The sequence below is a fragment of the Mycobacterium ostraviense genome (genome assembly GCF_002705925.1).
Taxonomy (GTDB): Bacteria; Actinomycetota; Actinomycetes; order Mycobacteriales; family Mycobacteriaceae; genus Mycobacterium; species Mycobacterium ostraviense.
Window position 1 is genome coordinate 1357398 of the sequence record NZ_NKRE01000001.1, and the last position, 16159, is coordinate 1373556.

Below are 16159 nucleotides of genomic sequence, written 5' to 3' on the forward strand. Positions count from 1 at the left end.
GTCGAGCATGATGATGCTGGCCAGCAGTCCTTTCCCGCGGGAGGAGAACCATGAACGCCGCGGCGATGGCGGGGACAATCGTCGGTTCGCTCTTACTGCCGGTCACGGGCGTGATCCTGCTGATCGCCGGAATACGGAAGCGCTCGGCGGCACGTGAACAAGCCTCGATCGGGTATTCACCGGGCTATCCGCCGCCTGCCTATCCGGCCGCCGGTCAGCCGGGCTACGGCGGGTACCCACCCGGTTATCCGATGCCGCCGCAGCCGAAGTCGGCCGGTACCGGCCTCATCGTCACCGGCATCGTGCTGCTTGCCGTCGGGGCGCTGGCAGTGGTCGGAACCCTCGCCAATGCCGTACGACACTCCACCCGCCTGGCGATCGGCGACTGCCTGACCAACGCGATCCTGACCGACAATCCCGATTGGCGTCCGAGTAGTTGCTCGAATAAAGACGCGGTCCTGCAATACGCCGCCAACACCGACTCGATAGGAAATTGTCCGGACGGCAAGCGGAACGACAGCAGCTACCTGTCGGCGGAGCACAACGGCGTACGGATGTGCTTTGCAGCCAACCTTCTTCAGGGCCAGTGCTACGCCTCCGAGCACGACGACAAGACGGTCCGCCAAACAAGCTGCACCAGCGGCACGGTCAGGATCGTCAAACGAGTCGACGGCGGCACCGATGCGTCCGCTTGTCCCAAACGCACTCGTGCCCTGACGTATACACAGCCGAAAAGGACCTACTGCACCGAACGCGTTGGCAGCAGTTGAATCCCGCGCTTCGCGATCGGCTTCGGCCCGCAAAGGCCATCGACGGCAGCGTTACCCCGGCGCCACTGTCTCGGTGTTGCCGTCCACCAGCTACTGTTCGTCAATTCGCTTGATTAGACGTACTTTTCGACGTGTGACCACGATGCCTACGGTGCCCAGCGCCGGTGATTTCGAGGATCATTCCCATCGCCTGCATGACCAGCAGGGCAGCGAAGAAGCCGGCCATGTTGACGATGCCCTTGGCGGTACCCGGCGTCGCGCTGGGGTTGAACGTCCGCGCGACGTCAAATCCGATCATCGACGCCGGTCCCCCGACGGAGATGACAACGACCAATGCGACCAGCAACCACGGCGGAGCGCGCCCCGGCAGCGCCGGCATGACGGTTCAGGCCATGACGTTGCCGGCATCACGGCCAGCGCGGCAGCCGATGTGTAAGCGGTGGTTCAGCAGTCGCCAGGCAGTATCGCCAAAAACGGCACGGCCGAGAGCAACTGCCCGAGCTGACCGCAGATGTAGGTCAGCTGGGTGACGAGTGGGACACGCCTGGGCGCAAACCAGTACGAGACCAGACGCAGATGAACGTCACCGCGTCGCCCAGGCCGACAACCGCACGCGCGGCGACGGCCGTCGGCAACCACCCGGTGGACACCAGGATGAAGTGGCCAGCGGCCATCAGGGTTGCGCCGCTGACGATCAGCGCCCGTGAGCCGAAACGGTCGAGCAGTACTCCGGCGGGACTCTGGGTGCCTGAATAGTCGACGAGCTGCAGCCGAGCCGGATAGTAATGTACATTTGTACATGTACATTCGTACACGAGGAGGCGTCTTGGCTTATCTGTTTCTGTTCTGCGCGATCTTCGCCGAGGTGGTCGCGACCAGTCTGCTCAAGGGCACCGAGGGGTTCACCCGGCTGTGGCCGACAGTGGTCTGCCTGGCCGGTTACGCCGTCGCGTTCGGTCTGTTGGCGTTGTCGATCGCACGCGGCATGCAGACCGACGTCGCCTATGCGTTGTGGTCGGCGATCGGCACGGCCGCCATCGTGCTGATCGCCGTGCTGCTCGGCTCGCCGGTGTCGCTGGCGAAGATCCTGGGCGTCGGGCTGATCATCGGCGGGGTGCTCACGTTGAACCTTGCCGGTGCGCATTGACCGCGGAATCCCACCGCCGCCCCCGCGACCCGGTCGGGCGCCGGCAGGCGATCATCGAGGCGGCGGGGCGGGTGATCGCCCGGCGCGGCCTCGGGGAACTGACGCACCGCCGGGTCGCCGCGGAAGCCGATGTTCCGGTCGGGTCGACGACCTACTACTTCAGCGACCTCGGGACCCTGCGCGAAGCCGCACTCGCCCACGCCGCGACGAGCGCAGCCGATTGGCTGGAGCAGTGGCGGCGCGATCTCGACCGGGCCGCCGATCTTCCCGTCACCCTGGCGCGGCTCACCGCCGACTACCTGACCGACCCCGACCGGCACCGCACACTGAGCGAGTTGTACGTCGCGGCAAGTCACCGGCCGGAGTTACAGTCCCTGGCCCGGCTGTGGCCGGAGGGCCTGGTAGCGCTGCTCGAACCGCGCATCGGCCGACGGGCCGCCGAAGCGGTGACCGTTTTCCTCGACGGCGCAACGCTGCATGCGCTGATCACTGGCACTCCGCTCAGCGTCGAGGCCCTCACGGATGCGGTCGCCAGGCTGGCGGCCGACACGTGAGCGATGCCTCGTCGAACGTGACGCCAGTGTCACGCTCAAGGCCGAGCGTGACACTGGCGTCACGCTGAGCGCCGCGCTGCTCGCAACGCGTCGATCGAATAGGTACCCGCGCCGGTGAAGACCAGCAGGAAAAAGCCGAAGCAGAAGAGGATCGCCAGAACTCCGCCGTTGCCCGCCGGCGGATCGCCGATGGGCCAGAGCGAGCGCGGTTGGTGCATCCAAAAATAGGCCACGGCCATTTCGCCCGAGGCGATGAACGCGGCAATACGGGTGAACAACCCGGCTGCCACCAACACGCCCGTGACCAGTTGGATCACGCCGGAATACCACGTGGGCCAGGATCCGAACTCAACGGCATACCTGGGAGGAACCGGCCACCGAAAGAGGGTCATCGAGCCGAAGCCGGCGAAGAGCAGGCCATAGACGAACCGAAAGAGGCTCAGCACAGCCGGCGAATAACGGGAGAGGCGGTGGTTGCGATCATGCGCCACAGCCCAACGTTACGGGCGAGCGGTCCGGCGACGCGCGCCGCCGTGTCGAACCGTAGAAGATCAGCGTCGCGTTTTTCGCTCATGCCTAATTGGGAACTCTCGATCCATGAGCACCCCACCGGAAGTAAGGAGACTCATCGACGCCCTCGCCGAGGATGTCTACGACGCCTACGACGGCATCGAATATTCCGGACCTCAATACAGCAGGGGGCAGGGAATGCAGGCGGCACGGTATCTGGCGAGAAAGCTGATTCGTCAAGGCTGGCGAAAAACCGCTGGCCAAAGCCTCCCCTATTGCCCCCATGGGACGCCGACATGTTACGACCCTGCGCCGCACGAGCGCTGCGAGCTGTAAGCGACAACTGACTCTCGCCGGGCGCACGTGCCTCGGCGTCGCGGTCACCAGGACCCCTTGCGACCATTGGGTACAAACAGTCGGGCGGTTGCTCGCCGCTGGCCGACGCTGCGTCGCGGCGCAACCACTTCAACGGTAATGGGACAAGGCATGAACACTGACAAGATCGACGATGAGAATATCGGCGCGGCTACCCGGCACTCGACGTCCTACGCGATTCCCGCCGACGTCGAACAACGGCCCGTTCTGGTCGTCGGAGCAGGTACGCTCGGCGCTCGTATCGCGCTGATGTTCGCCCTGGGCGGCAGCGCGGTACGCATCTACAACCGCACCCCGGATCGCGCCGAATCCGCCAAGCGCTTCGTGGCCGAGCAACTACCGCACGTACGCGACATGCTCGCTGTGACCGGGCCGGCGGGAACCGTTGAGGTCGTCACACCGCTCGAGGATGCCGTTGCCGGGACCTGGCTCATCATCGAGTCGGTAGCAGAAGATCTCGCGATCAAGCGGCCGCTGCTGGCCGCTATCGACGAAGTCGCCGACCAGGACGCGATCGTGGCGACCAACTCGTCGTCATATCCGAGCAGCCAGATGGCCGACGCCGTCAAGCACCCCGAGAGGCTGCTGAACATCCATTTCCTGATGCCCCCGCTTGCCAACAGTGTCGAATTGATGTCCTGCGGCACGACCGACAGCGCGATCATCGACGCGCTGAAAGAACTTCTGCCCCGCTACCGGCTCACGCCATTCGAGGTGCGGCGGGAGAGCGTCGGCTTCATCTTCAACCGCATCTGGGCCGCCATCAAACGCGAGGCGCTGATGGTCGTCCAGGAGGGCGTGGCGACGCCCGAGGATGTCGACCGGATCTTTCAGGACGTCTTCCGCTCACCCGCCGGGCCGTTTCGCATGATGGATCAGATCGGCCTCGACGTGGTGCTCGACGTCGAGGAGCACTACGCGCAGGTCCGCGACGACATACCCGAAGGCCCGCGCCTGCTGCTGCGCGAATACCTCGCTCGCGGGGACCTCGGAGTCAAGAGTGGCCGCGGGTTCTACTCCGACTATGACGCCGTGCTGTAGTCCTCTGTGCTGCAATGGGTTTCAGGGTACTTCGGTACGCCACTTTCGTCGCCATCGGTAGGCAGCCGGCGACGGTGGTTATCCCCCTTACGATTTCGTGGCCCAGCCGGAACGGTTCGCTGTCACGGCGGGTGTGGTCTGATCACGGGCGCCGTCGCCGACGGCATCGGCGCGATGGTCCAGGCGATTGCGTACCGATTGGATTTCCTTGACCGAAGACGCCATGCTCCGTAGTGCAAAGAGAAACATCTGTGTTGCCTAGTGATACGGAGGCGTGATGGGAACTGACCGGGCCGGCACCGCACTGCCGTGGGTCGACGCAATCGCGGACTCGTTTGCGCCCTACTCGTTCACCGACTTCCACCTCACGAAGCTGCCCGCCCTCAACGACAGGCATGGGTTCATGGTGGCCGACGACCTCGCGGGCGCGCCTCCGCTGGCCTTCCGCGTTCCCGACGGCACCACCTTCACCTGGCGAGCAACACCGCAGGGAATAGAAGCTGTCGCCGGTGACGCTGAGGCCGCGACTCTGGTCCAGGTGGACGAGGCGACCTTTTCGGAGTTCCTACATGCCCTGCTGACCGCCAGCGGATCGGTGCGCACCGACCGGGCACGGGTCATCCGCGGCTCGGTGGACGGGTGGCGGCGCTGGGAGCCGGCAATCCGAACGCTGTTGAGCGGCTTGCCGATCTACAGCGACGCGGTGTGGGACTCTCTCGTCGGCGCCGACGGCCGACCGCTGGACCTGTACCGCTCGTTCGCCCCCGACGACGACCCGGACGAGATGCGCCACTTCTTCGAGGTTGCCGGTTACCTCCATATTCGCGGCGTCTACACGGCCGCCGAAACCGAAACTCTGGGCATGGAAGTGGAGCAGGTACGGGCCCGCGCCGAACCCGGCGATCCTTTCTCATGGTGGTCGGTCAACGCCGACGGTGCGGAGGTGGTGACCCGGATCAACTATCTCGGCCGGTATTCGGATGCGCTACAACAACTCTGCTTCGACGAGCGCCTGACCCACTTCGCCCGCTTGGCCCACCCGAACCTGAGAGTATGCGCCGACCGCCTCGACGGCCCGATGGTCTTCATCAAGAATTCCCACGTGGTCCAGGGCGACGGCGACCTCGGCTGGCACGTTGACGACGGTATCGGCGGCCACCCGGTGATGTGCCCGCTGGTTCAGGCCGGCGTACAACTCGACGTCGCCGACGCCGTCAACGGTCAACTCATGGTGCTGGCCGGGTCGCACCGCTACACCAAGCACTGGATGCAGTGGGGCCAGGAGGGCACACTTCCCGTGGTCAGGTTTCAGACCCAGCCGGGCGACCTGACATTGCACTACGGCGACACCATGCACAGCACACCGCCGCCCACCGGCGGCAACGCCGGCCGGCGGGTGCTGTATTACAAGTTCGCCGAGGAGAAGACGTTTCGCTTCGTGCCGGCGGGATGCCATTACAACGATGCCCTGTTCCGGACGGACTCCAGCGGCAAGGTGGCCACCCGCGCCGCCACCTACTGAGATGCACGACGTAGTCCTCAGACAGGAAGTCCGCAACGGCGTGGCCCTGCTGACCCTCAACCGACCCGACGCACTCAACGCCTACACCCCTGAGATGGGCCGCCGGCTCGGCGAGGCCTACCACTACTGCGACAGCGACGACTCCGTGCGCGTCATCGTGGTGACCGGATCGGGATCGGCGTTCTGCGCGGGCGCCGACATGAGCGACACCGATCCGTTCGACGCGCCTGCGCGCAGCGACTTCTCCACGTCTCCGGTCCAGCCGGCGGCGTTCGAGCTTCGCAAGCCGGTGATCGCGGCCATGAACGGCCACGCCATCGGCATCGGGTTCACCCTCGCGCTTCAGGCCGACATCCGCATCGTCGCCGAGGAAGCCAAGTACGGAGTCGTCCAATCGCGGCGTGGCGTGATCGGTGACTGCATGTCGCACTGGACGCTTCTGCGTCTCGCCGGGCTGGCCACCGCGGCAGACCTGTTGTTGACCGGCCGCACAGTCCGCGGTACCGAAGTCGCCAGAATGGGCATCGCCACTGCCGCCGTGCCGGGTACCGAAGTCCTCACGCATGCCATGACGATCGCAACGGACATCGTCGAGAACGTGGCGCCCATGTCCGCCGCGCTGTCCAAGCGGCTGCTGTGGGACACCGCGATCAATGGCTATGCGCCACGGCAGGTGGCCGAGTTGGAGACCCACCTTCATCGACGACTGATGGGACGTGATGACAGCAGGGAGGCGGTCGCGGCCTACCGGACAAAGCGCGCGCCGATGTGGACGGCGTCGGTTCCGGCTGACTGGCAGGATCTTCCCGGCCGAAAGGTTGACCCGCCGATGAAGCGTCACTTTGCCGAACTCCTCGGCTTCCGGTATGGGCGATCCGACGAGCAGCAGGCCGTCGTGGAGGCCATGCCGACGGCAGAGCACTGCAATGAACGCGGAACGGTCCACGGCGGATTCCTCGCGACCCTTTTGGACGCGGCCACCGGACTGGCGGTCCATTCCGCACTCGATGAACAGCTGACGGCTCCGCATTTCGACTTGACGATCCAGTACCTGCGGCCCGCGGTTCCCGGGACACTACTGACCTGCGTAGCGCGCACCACCAAGGCCGGTCGCCGCGTCGTCGCTTCGGAGGCGGAGGTTTTCCAGGACGGCAGGATGGTCGCCCGGGCGATCGGCAGTCACGCCGTCGCTTAGTGGGCGGCACGCGAATAGCTCAGTCCTCTTGGTAGTTCAAGCTGCGCAGTTGTTCTGCAGTCGGTTGAACTTGCGCAGAAGTCCACGCGGGTCCTCATCGGCCAATCAGACCGGACAGCACGACGTCCCCATACTCGAATATGAGGACACCCGAATAGCCGGTTGTCGTCAAAGATTGCCCAGCCGACCAACACAGCCAATGCGAAAAACACGTCTCGATAGAGGTAGGAGCAGGCCTCCTAATCGGTGGAGCTAAGGGGACTCGAACCCCTGACCCCCACACTGCCAGGAGCAGGCCGGAGCTGTGACCAGGCACGATAGGTGCATTATGGGCTATAGCGGTGATGGTTGAGGAAGCGACTGTCGTCACGGTTGTCGTCACAACTGTCGTCAAAAGCTAACTTCCGCGACAGACTCAGCAAAGTCCCCAACCAGCAGGATGTCTGTATCCGTTTGTATTACAGTTGGCATGTGGCGGACGAATTGTTTCGATCTGGATCTGCTCGACGAAGAGGATCCGTTCGAGATCGACGCTCAAGCCGCCCACCTGTTCAAGCACCCACGCCTGGGCATCGAGGCCATCCGCGAAGTCTGGGCGTCCGACCCGATGTTCTACCCCGCCAAACCACCCGCCCACTGGCTGATGGTCGCCGAAGTCGACGGCACAGTCCTGATGGTGCCCCTCGCCCCTGCCCGCGATGGCAACCCCAAACGATGCCGCCCCATCGGCTGCTACGAAGCCTCCAAACACCTCGCTGACCAATACCGGAGAGACAGATGAACCACCCCATGACCCCCGACGAGGAATACGAGTTCTACGCCCGCCCGGAAAACCAGGAACCCCAGGGACCAGGGCGCCGCCGGCTGACCGCCACCGTGCCCGTTCGATTCCCACCCGAGTTGCTGGAGAAAGTACGCGCTGCGGCCGCGGCAGACGACCGCTCCGTCTCGTCTTGGATTCGCCGCGCAGTCGAGCACGAACTCCGCCACCCCGCGTAGACGTCGAACCAGTAGACGTCGAACCCGTGACCAACGGGCCGCCACCACTGCCGCGCGGCGACCGAGAGCTGTATGCCACGATGGCCCGGGAAACTGGCGCCGACGTCGCCGTGGCTGCAAATGTTCAACGCGGGTGGACTTCGAGTCAGCCACTATGCCGCGTTTTAGATTAGACGGTTGAGATCTTAAGCGAAGCCGCCATATTCGACGCCGCCGTACTTGACACGAAATCCTGGACACGTTGTGACGTCGGGTCGGATGAACTGAATTCATCTGTTGCCGCGGTGTCCTGCGCGAGGCGGAGCAGCTGCGGTCCCTCGTCAATGAGCAATCGGCTCAATCCAAGCGCGGCACAGGTTCTCAGCGCTGGCGCTAGGACACGCTGCGCTTCCCCGGTGTCGCCAGCTACCGCGAGGCAGAGCGCCAATTGGAGGGTGGCGCCAAGGTGTGCACGCGGGCGCTTGCCCTGGTCGACACGACCAAGTTGGGCACGGGCCCGCTCGCAAGCTGCACTGAGCGCTGAGTGGCTGCCGTCGCGCAGGAGCAGTCGGATTTCTGAGTCTTCCCTGAGTTCGGCTGTTTCGTAGCCGATTCCGTCGAGTGCGTGTGCACCTTGACCCACGACTCGCGCAGCGAGCCCCTCGTCGATCCCTTCGATCGACATCGCGGCTAATCGGACCCGCTCATAAATGAGCCGGGCTTCCAGTCGTGGTAGTTGCGCTGCTGTCGCGATTTCCAGGCCTTCGGCAATACGGCGGTCTGCGGCGGTCTTGTCGCCGCGCGCCATTTTCAGCCGTGCCCCCGTCCCGAATGTCGCGAACATGATGTCGACGATTCCGCCCTCGGCGCCGAGTTCGTAGGCGTCGTCGAGCAATGCCTCGGCTTCGTCGAGTTGACCGCGTTCGTAGAGAAGCTGCCCCAGCAAGGAGCCGGCGATCTTGGCGATGTAGGTGGGGCGACCGGATGGCAGCAGCGCGATTCGGATGCCATGTCGCAGGTGCGCTTCGGCGCCGGCGACGTCGAGCTGCTCGTTAGCGGCGATCGCGGCAAGACAGTGTCCGTAGGTAACGCTGAGCGCCCCGGAGGTTCGCTGATGGAATGGGCGTGCCCACGTCTGCCAGCGCAGCGCGTCATCGAAGTCCCATACCCGAAGCGCACAGAATGAGGCGAGATCGGCTGCACGGCAAAGAATCCAGGGGCGAAGCGTATCGGCCCGGTCCACACATGCCTGAACCGCGGCATCGGCGGAGGGGTGGACGCGATCCTGGAAAGCGGCGAGTATTGCGACAATGAGGTCCAATTCGGCGCGCAGATCGCCGGCTTGATCGCTCGGAACCGAGTCGATGGCGTTCTCAGCCAATCGAAGCGCTTCCAGGACCCCCGCCGAGCGGCTCAGTGCAACGTTTGCCCAGGCAAGGTCTGCCTGCAGCCTGGGGCGCACGTCGGCGTATTGCGCCGGCAACTTGGCCGCAAGCCCGATCAACGTATGCATCTTGTTCTGTTCGTGCAGATCCCCGGCCGCCTGCTCGACAGCGTCGACCGCTTGCCGTGCGTCGCCGGCGAGGAGCAACTGATCGACGGCCTGGCTGAGCATCTCGTGTTCGATAAACCACTGCGCGGCTCGGCGGCGTAGCCCCGGTATGCGGTCAACCGCGTCACGCTCGAGACGGTGCAAAAGGAAGTCGGCGAACAGGTCATGATATTGAAACCACGATCCTTTAGCATCGATCCTGCGCAGGAATAGATTGCGCTTTTCGATCTCTTCGAGGAGGCCCTGGCTGTCCTGGTTATTGGTGAGCGCGGTCGCCAACCCGCTGCAGATCTGTTTGGTGATGCAGGTCGACAACAGGAAATCCAGGAGATCCGGCTCAAGGTTGTCTAAGACGTTGGACGCCAAATAGTCGTCTATTGCTTCGTGTGCTTCATGTCGCCCGGACAGATTCTCGATGAGCGCGGCCGGGTCGGCCTGGTCGCGAAGCGACAAGGACGCCAGTTGCAGGGCGGCGGCCCGTCCGCCGGTGGACTCCTCGAGTTCGGCGACGTTGGCGGGCGTGAGCTTGAGACCGCGTCGCTTGACCAGCAGCGCCCGGGATTCGTCGACATCGAATTTGAGAAGCGACTCGTCGATTTCTGTGAGCTCCCCCTCGGCCGACAACCCGTCGAGCGGAAGGCCATCACGCGTACGACTTGTGACAACCAAATGTAAGTGATGGCAGCCATTCTCAATCAAGTACGCCAATGCGCTCATCGTCTCACTATTGTCCACCCGATGCCAATCATCGATCACCAGCGCGAGGGTTTGTTTATCGGAATGTAGGCCATGGAGCAAGGCGTAAAGGACATGTTGTTGTACATTTTCCAAATGCCCTTCGAATTCTTGCTGTAGCCTGTCAGCAAGTTCTGGGAGGGTACCCCGGACCGCCTTAATCAGGTGAGTGAGAAACCAGACCGCGTTGTTGTCGTCGCTATCTATAGCCAACCATGCGGTCTTCACTTTCTGCTTGGTGAGAGTTTTGACCCACTGCTTGGCGACGGTGCTTTTGCCGTAACCGCCGGGAGCGTGGATCAGGACCAGCTTTGGTCTTGGCCCCGACCCGAGCCGGTCCAGGATTCCTTGCCTCGGCAGGTCTGCGCGCCTCCAGTCGGTGTAAGCGTGAAACCCGTGGATGACGGCCGGAATCAACACCGGGCTCAGAAGCGCCATGCAAAACCCGATGATGGTGAGGTAGGAGCCGAGAACCGCGGCCATGGTTGGAATCTCTTTCTCCGCACGGCGGATCGGGTGAGCCTTGTGTCTGCGAGGAAATCGTCGCAAGAGGCGGCATGGCCGAAAGATATCGCGGTCATCACGTCGATCGCTGCTCCCCGAAGGGGGTGCTTTCGTCTCCTTAACGGATCACGGCACACACCGATACAGCGGGACGCAAACGCTGCTTCCGGCAGGTGAGTTACCCGAACCCTCCGTTCGGGCGATGGTGCTTCGCGGTGCCCCCCGGTTGACTTGATCCCGACTCGATATCGGAGGCGTCAACGTGGCAACGGACATCAAGCACTATCAAATGTTCATCAACGGAAAGCATGTCGACTCGGACGAGATGGACGAGATCCGCGACCCGGCGACCGAGGAAGTGCATGCCACGATAGCCCGGGGAACGGCCGCGCACGCCGATGCCGCCGTGGCTGCGGCGCGTGCGGCATTCGAGTCAGGCTCATGGTCGCGGTTGGCTCCAGCCGAGCGATCGCGGGTGCTGACCCAGATCGCCGAGCGCCTAGGCAGTGAGATCGAGGACCTCGTCGAGCTGGAGATTCACGCCAACGGCGCCACGGTGCGGCAGGCTATGGGTTTCCATGTCGGCTATGCGGCGCCGCACTTCTCGTACTTCGCCGAGCTTGCTGCCTCTTACCAGTGGGAGCGGCAGGTACCGACGCCCGCCTTTCCGACGCTGTCGACGAACGTGATCCGCCATGAGCCTCTCGGCGTCTGCGCCGCGATCGTACCCTGGAATTTCCCTCTGCTGCTCGGCATTTGGAAGATCGGCCCAGCGCTGGCGGCCGGCAACTCGGTGGTCATCAAGCCCGACGAAAAGACTCCGTTGACGCTGCTGCGTCTGTGCGAGATCGCCCACGAATGCGGGGTGCCCGACGGTGTCATCAATCTTGTCACCGGTCCCGGCGCAGAAGTTGGGGCCAGGCTGGCCGAACATCCTGACGTCGACAAGGTGGCGTTCACCGGGTCGACACCAGTCGGCCGCGAAATCATGCGCCTGGCATCGGGAACCGTGAAAAAGGTCTCCCTCGAGCTCGGCGGCAAGGGCGCGCAGGTGCTGCTCGACGACGCCGACCTCGACGTCGCCATCGACGGGGCATTGTTTGGCTGCATGCTGTACTCCGGCCAGATCTGCGAATCGGGCACCCGCTTGCTTGTGTCCGACAAGATGTATGACCTCGTCGTGGACCGCCTCGTCGACCGCGCCTCGGCGCTCAAACTCGGGGACACGACCGACTTCAATACCGATGTAGGACCAGTCATTTCGGCCAGACAGCGCGACCGGGTGTTGGCATTCCTGGACAGCGCAAGGCAAAGCGGCGCCAAGGTCGTTCTCGGTGGTGGCGCGCCGCTGGGAGAGCGGTTCACGAAGGGCTACTGGATCGAGCCGACAATCCTCGCCGAAGTCAGCAATGACATGGAAGTCGCGCGGGAGGAGATCTTTGGGCCGGTCCTGTGCGTCCTGCGCTACACCGATGAAGCCGACGCGATCCGGCAGGCCAACGATTCTCCGTACGGCTTGAGCGCCGGGGTGTGGAGTACCGACTATGAACGAGCGCTCGAAGTCGCATCGCAGCTTCGCGCCGGCACAGTGTGGATCAACAACTGGCACCAGATCGATCCGGCACTGCCGTTTGGCGGTTATAAGCAAAGCGGTTTGGGCCGCGAGCTCGGGCCGCACGCGCTCGACGAGTACACCGAGACCAAGCATGTGCATATCGATCTCACGCAGAAGGTCGAGCGCCACATCTTCGGCGCGCTGCTGTCAGAACCACGCGCATAGAGACGCTGCCGGGCAGACGCTGCCGGTTCTCGTCGTAATTCGGCGCGGCAGGCTTAGTTGTCGCGCCCGTATGTTCGTCGCGGCTGGCGTGCCAGCTTATCGCTGGCGTGGCTGAGCCTCGCCCAACGTGTACTCATGGCGGTCTTTGGGCCGCGGATTCATACGGCCAGTGCGTTGGCCACGCTGGTGCGCGGTGTCGGTGACTGCGCGCCGGACGCCGCGGACATTGATGCCGCGGTTTGCGGAGCGCCGTCCCAGCCGTCACTTCAGTAACGCGAGCTGGGCGGCACTCGGTCGTGAAACGCGATATCGCCGGCGCTATCAACAGGTTTGGGCCTCCGCGCCGATCAGAACGTGTCGGTGCCCCCTCGTAGAATCCGGGGTATGTCAGCGAGCACGCGTGAGGAGATCGTGGCGGTCCTCAATGCGTCTGACGACGCCCAGGACCAGTTGTGCGGGTTGACGTTTGATGCGCTGACCACTCCGGAGCTGCTGCGGGTGATGGAGCGCCTGGAACGCCGGGAACGCCCCTCACGATCGGTGCGCCGCGCGCTAAAGCGTGTCGAACAACTGGCTGCGGTCGAGTCGTCGGAGCAGTAGGGCGATTTGGCTGAGGTAGACGAAGCCTTCGTGTGCGGCCAGGGTGGTTTCTTAGTGGCGGTCGATGCGGCGGCAGTGGTTGATCCAGCCGTTGGTACGTTCGACCACCCAGCGTCGCGGTTGGACGATGAACCCGCGGCCGGGTTTCGGCCCTGATACCACGTCCACCGTGACACCGGCCCTGGCGGCGGCGCTGGTCACGGTCTCACCGGTGTAGCCCTTATCCACCCACACGTGGCTGATGGTCGGGGCGTCTTGCCTTGTGTAGCAGCGTGGGGAATGCGGCGCGGTCCTGGACGTTGGCAGCCTGTTCGATGCCCTGGTGGTCTGGGACCTCGACCGGTTGACCAGTCAGCCCCGCCAGCTTGAGGACTGGATCGACGCCGCCGAAGGGCGCGGGCTGGCGCTGATCACCACCAACGGCGAGGCCGACCTCACCACCGACGGCGGGCGCATGTAGGCCCGTATCAATCTGGCGGTGGCCCGCGCCGAGGTCGAACGCAAGTCGGCCCGTCACAAGCGCGCGCTCCAACAACACGCCCAGGCCGGGAAGATTCCCCACGGCCCCCGGTTGTTCGGTTACACCGCAACCGGCCATGTCGATCCAAAAGAGTCGGTGATCGTCGCCGACATCTTCGAGCGTTTCTACGCCAGCGAGTCGCTGCGGTCGGTGAAGCAGATGCTCACCGAGACCGTGCCGAGCCGCAATGGCCGCCCGTGGAACACCCGCACCGTCCGCGACATGCTCACCAACCCCCGCTACGCGGGATGGGCCGTCTATCAGGGTGAGATCGCCACCGACACCGACGGCAACCTGGTGCGCGGGCAGTGGTCACCGCTGATCGGTGAGGACACCTTCGACGTGTTTCAGGCCCGGCTGTCGGACCCGTCGCGCAAGAGCAGCCGCGTGGGTCACCGATCGCCGCTACATTGGCTCGGGGCTGTATTTGTGCGCCAGCTGCGACGGTCCGGTCCAGACGGTCAACGGCGGCAAGTACTTCTGCGCTGGCCATCTCACCCGAGAGCACCGCCACGTCGATGCGTTCGTGCTCGACCTGATCGCTGAGCGGCTGGCCGACCCGAATCTGTCGGCTCTGCTGGCCCCGGCCGGTGACGAGATGAAGCCCGTGGTCGAGGAATCCAAGCAGCTGCGTGCCCGGCTGGCCAAGATCGACAACGAATACGACGAGGGCATCATCGACAGACGCCGCTGGAAATCGGCCAAGGAGAACGTGGCCGCCAAACTGCGCGAGATCGACAAGAAGCTGGCCACACGCAAAGGCGGAGCCGCACTGGGAAAAATCGCCGAATCATCCGACCCGGCCCAGGCGTTCTGCGAGGCGTCCCTGATGGCTCAACGGGCCGTGATCGACGCCCTGTGCACCGTCCGGCTCCACCGGCAGCCAAAGGGCCGATTGAAGCGGAACCCGGTTACCGGACGCGAGGAAATCGACCCCGCCACCGTGGACATTGACTGGAAGCGGTAGCCCGGCGAAGGATATCCAATCGACATGGACGCCTTCCTACTCCTCCTTTTGCTCGTGGCTACGGCCATCATCCTGCCGTATGTAATTCGCTACATTCTCATACAACATTCCCGAGGACTGGTCGCTCCAAGCGGCGGCCAGTGCAATAGAGATGCGGGATGTTGTTCTACCCGCGCGCCAACGTGACCGACAGCTCTACTCCACTAGCAAACGGGCTTACCTGCCCATCACCCCGAAGGTGCGTTCCGGGACACCTATCCGAGCATCGCGTCGGCTGACACGCGCCGCAAGGCCATCACGTTCTTCTTGCACATGGCACGGGACGCTGATCTCAAATTGAGTCCACACTTTCCGAAGACCCGATCGGGGCAAGGAGCTCCCGGTGCTACGAAGGTCAGGCGTACGCCACGGCGCAAACCTACCAATGGCGCCGCAGGGCCGAAACCGCCTGGTGGCGAAGCCGAACGCCAACAAGTCGAGGGCGATACCTACACTGTCGACCTGAAATCAGGCGGCAGCGTCTCGGTTGTCGTCAAGGTCAACCTCTTCGGGCTCACCACCGAGGACCGCAACTTCGTCATCGACCTGGTCGACAAGCTGAAGGGCTATCCAAGTCCTACCGGATCGAACAAAAACGGCCCTTCCGAAGAAGGGCCGTCGGGCCAACCGTCCGGAGACGGCGGCGGGGTTACGCCAACATGATAGCGCAGCATCGGCAACAATCAAGCCATCTCCTGTATTCCCGCAGGAAGCGGGGCATTTTGTCGTGACTGAACGGCTCGCGATCTACGTTGATGGCTTCAACTTGTACCACGGACTCCATGACAAGTGGCGCTGCCGCTACTTGTGGCTGGATTTAGGTGCGCTGGGTCGCTCAATCCGCCCCCGCAGCAAGTTGGTGAAGATCAAGTACTTCACCGCGCCTGTCCTCAACGAGCCCAACGCCCTGTCGCGCCAAAGTGGCTATCAGGCCGCGCTCGTGGCACACAATCCTGGCCTGATTGAGGTCATACAGGGTCGCTATCAAACGAAGCGGAAGACCTGCCATGCCTGCCATCGATCATGGACTGAGTACGAAGAAAAGGAGACTGATGTGAACATCGCGGCGCACTTGGTCTCTGATGCCGCCATCGGTGTCTCAGATGCCGCGATCATCATCTCGGCAGACAGCGACCTGGTTCCGGCCGTTAAAGCGGCGCGAGCGATGAACCCATCGTTGTTCATCGCTGCTGCATTTCCGCCGTGGACCTCCCCCGGTTTCCCGGAGACTTTTTTTATTTGGGACCGACCCCCTCGAGTGGGAGGGTAGCCGCTTGGGGGTGGTGCTGCTGGTTGTCCTTCCAGGCAGCTTCATATTCGTCGGGTGAGAGCCCGCAGAGGCCAGCTTGGATGCGGCGGGGGTTGTACCA

At 63.7% G+C, this 16159-nt stretch carries 19 protein-coding genes and 2 pseudogenes; 17 read left to right on the forward strand and 4 right to left on the reverse strand.

Annotated elements, in window-relative coordinates; genetic code table 11:
- Positions 1-50 precede the first annotated feature (50 nt).
- Entirely contained in the window at positions 51-770 is a 720-nt protein-coding gene (locus CDN38_RS05955; RefSeq protein ID WP_075509390.1) for an LppU/SCO3897 family protein, read from the forward strand.
- A gap of 90 nt (positions 771-860) precedes the next feature.
- On the opposite strand, the pseudogene CDN38_RS30415 reads toward CDN38_RS05955, so the two are convergent.
- Positions 861-1540, reverse strand: a pseudogene (locus CDN38_RS30415) (hypothetical protein); the annotation flags it as partial.
- Between the two features lie 56 nt (positions 1541-1596).
- Between CDN38_RS30415 and CDN38_RS05970 the strand changes: the two are divergent.
- Positions 1597-1917, forward strand: coding sequence for a DMT family transporter (locus tag CDN38_RS05970; protein ID WP_082276969.1), 321 nt, complete (start codon positions 1597-1599; stop codon positions 1915-1917).
- Positions 1914-2471 (forward strand): TetR/AcrR family transcriptional regulator, encoded by a 558-nt coding sequence (locus CDN38_RS05975; protein ID WP_075509386.1) that lies wholly within the window; start codon positions 1914-1916, stop codon positions 2469-2471. The genes CDN38_RS05970 and CDN38_RS05975 overlap by 4 nt, the downstream gene beginning before the upstream one ends.
- Before the next feature lie 59 nt (positions 2472-2530).
- Here the strand turns inward: CDN38_RS05975 and CDN38_RS05980 are convergent, their stop codons facing one another.
- Positions 2531-2962, reverse strand: a complete 432-nt coding sequence (locus CDN38_RS05980; RefSeq protein ID WP_075509385.1) for a DoxX family protein — start codon at positions 2960-2962, stop codon at positions 2531-2533.
- A 106-nt stretch (positions 2963-3068) separates the two neighbouring features.
- Here CDN38_RS05980 and CDN38_RS05985 point away from each other — a divergent pair, with 106 nt between their 5' ends.
- From CDN38_RS05985 to CDN38_RS06010, 7 genes and pseudogenes are all read left to right on the forward strand, one after another.
- A complete protein-coding gene (locus CDN38_RS05985) occupies positions 3069-3317 on the forward strand; it encodes a hypothetical protein (protein WP_082276968.1) in 249 nt (82 codons plus the stop codon).
- A gap of 150 nt (positions 3318-3467) precedes the next feature.
- Positions 3468-4397 (forward strand): 3-hydroxyacyl-CoA dehydrogenase family protein, encoded by a 930-nt coding sequence (locus CDN38_RS05990; protein ID WP_075509384.1) that lies wholly within the window; start codon positions 3468-3470, stop codon positions 4395-4397.
- Between the two features lie 277 nt (positions 4398-4674).
- A complete protein-coding gene (locus CDN38_RS05995) occupies positions 4675-5919 on the forward strand; it encodes a phytanoyl-CoA dioxygenase family protein (protein ID WP_075509383.1) in 1245 nt (414 codons plus the stop codon).
- A gap of 1 nt (position 5920) precedes the next feature.
- Positions 5921-6727, forward strand: a pseudogene (locus CDN38_RS06000) (enoyl-CoA hydratase/isomerase family protein); the annotation flags it as partial.
- Between the two features lie 21 nt (positions 6728-6748).
- A complete protein-coding gene (locus CDN38_RS30420; protein ID WP_233027160.1) occupies positions 6749-7114 on the forward strand; it encodes a PaaI family thioesterase in 366 nt (121 codons plus the stop codon).
- 469 nt (positions 7115-7583) lie between these two features.
- Positions 7584-7895, forward strand: coding sequence for a hypothetical protein (locus CDN38_RS06005; RefSeq protein WP_075509381.1), 312 nt, complete (start codon positions 7584-7586; stop codon positions 7893-7895).
- Positions 7892-8113, forward strand: coding sequence for a YlcI/YnfO family protein (locus CDN38_RS06010; protein ID WP_075509380.1), 222 nt, complete (start codon positions 7892-7894; stop codon positions 8111-8113). The genes CDN38_RS06005 and CDN38_RS06010 overlap by 4 nt, the downstream gene beginning before the upstream one ends.
- A gap of 169 nt (positions 8114-8282) precedes the next feature.
- Here the strand turns inward: CDN38_RS06010 and CDN38_RS06015 are convergent, their stop codons facing one another.
- Positions 8283-10862 carry a winged helix-turn-helix domain-containing protein gene (locus CDN38_RS06015; RefSeq protein WP_099318856.1) on the reverse strand — a complete coding sequence of 860 codons (2580 nt, stop codon included), beginning with the start codon at positions 10860-10862 and terminating at the stop codon, positions 8283-8285.
- A 310-nt stretch (positions 10863-11172) separates the two neighbouring features.
- On the opposite strand from CDN38_RS06015, the gene CDN38_RS06020 reads away from it, so the two are divergent.
- A complete protein-coding gene (locus tag CDN38_RS06020) occupies positions 11173-12663 on the forward strand; it encodes an aldehyde dehydrogenase family protein (RefSeq protein WP_075509458.1) in 1491 nt (496 codons plus the stop codon).
- A 384-nt stretch (positions 12664-13047) separates the two neighbouring features.
- On the forward strand, positions 13048-13263 hold the full coding sequence (locus CDN38_RS06025) for a hypothetical protein (protein WP_075509378.1): 216 nt from the start codon (positions 13048-13050) through the stop codon (positions 13261-13263).
- Between the two features lie 51 nt (positions 13264-13314).
- Here the strand turns inward: CDN38_RS06025 and CDN38_RS29290 are convergent, their stop codons facing one another.
- Positions 13315-13497, reverse strand: a complete 183-nt coding sequence (locus tag CDN38_RS29290) for a transposase (protein ID WP_075509377.1) — start codon at positions 13495-13497, stop codon at positions 13315-13317.
- A 73-nt stretch (positions 13498-13570) separates the two neighbouring features.
- Here CDN38_RS29290 and CDN38_RS06035 point away from each other — a divergent pair, with 73 nt between their 5' ends.
- The 5 genes from CDN38_RS06035 (at position 13571) to CDN38_RS06055 (ending at position 16059) form a co-directional block, all read left to right on the forward strand.
- Complete coding sequence (locus tag CDN38_RS06035) at positions 13571-13723, forward strand: recombinase family protein (protein ID WP_267888213.1); 153 nt, start codon at positions 13571-13573, stop codon at positions 13721-13723.
- 18 nt (positions 13724-13741) lie between these two features.
- Positions 13742-14329, forward strand: a complete 588-nt coding sequence (locus CDN38_RS06040; protein ID WP_075509376.1) for a recombinase family protein — start codon at positions 13742-13744, stop codon at positions 14327-14329.
- Positions 14310-14750, forward strand: coding sequence for a hypothetical protein (locus CDN38_RS06045; protein ID WP_075509375.1), 441 nt, complete (start codon positions 14310-14312; stop codon positions 14748-14750). The genes CDN38_RS06040 and CDN38_RS06045 overlap by 20 nt, the downstream gene beginning before the upstream one ends.
- A gap of 312 nt (positions 14751-15062) precedes the next feature.
- Positions 15063-15452, forward strand: a complete 390-nt coding sequence (locus CDN38_RS06050) for a hypothetical protein (RefSeq protein ID WP_075509843.1) — start codon at positions 15063-15065, stop codon at positions 15450-15452.
- A gap of 64 nt (positions 15453-15516) precedes the next feature.
- Positions 15517-16059: an NYN domain-containing protein gene (locus CDN38_RS06055; protein ID WP_075509844.1), complete on the forward strand. Its 543-nt coding sequence runs from the start codon at positions 15517-15519 to the stop codon at positions 16057-16059.
- The last annotated feature ends 100 nt before the right edge of the window (positions 16060-16159 follow it).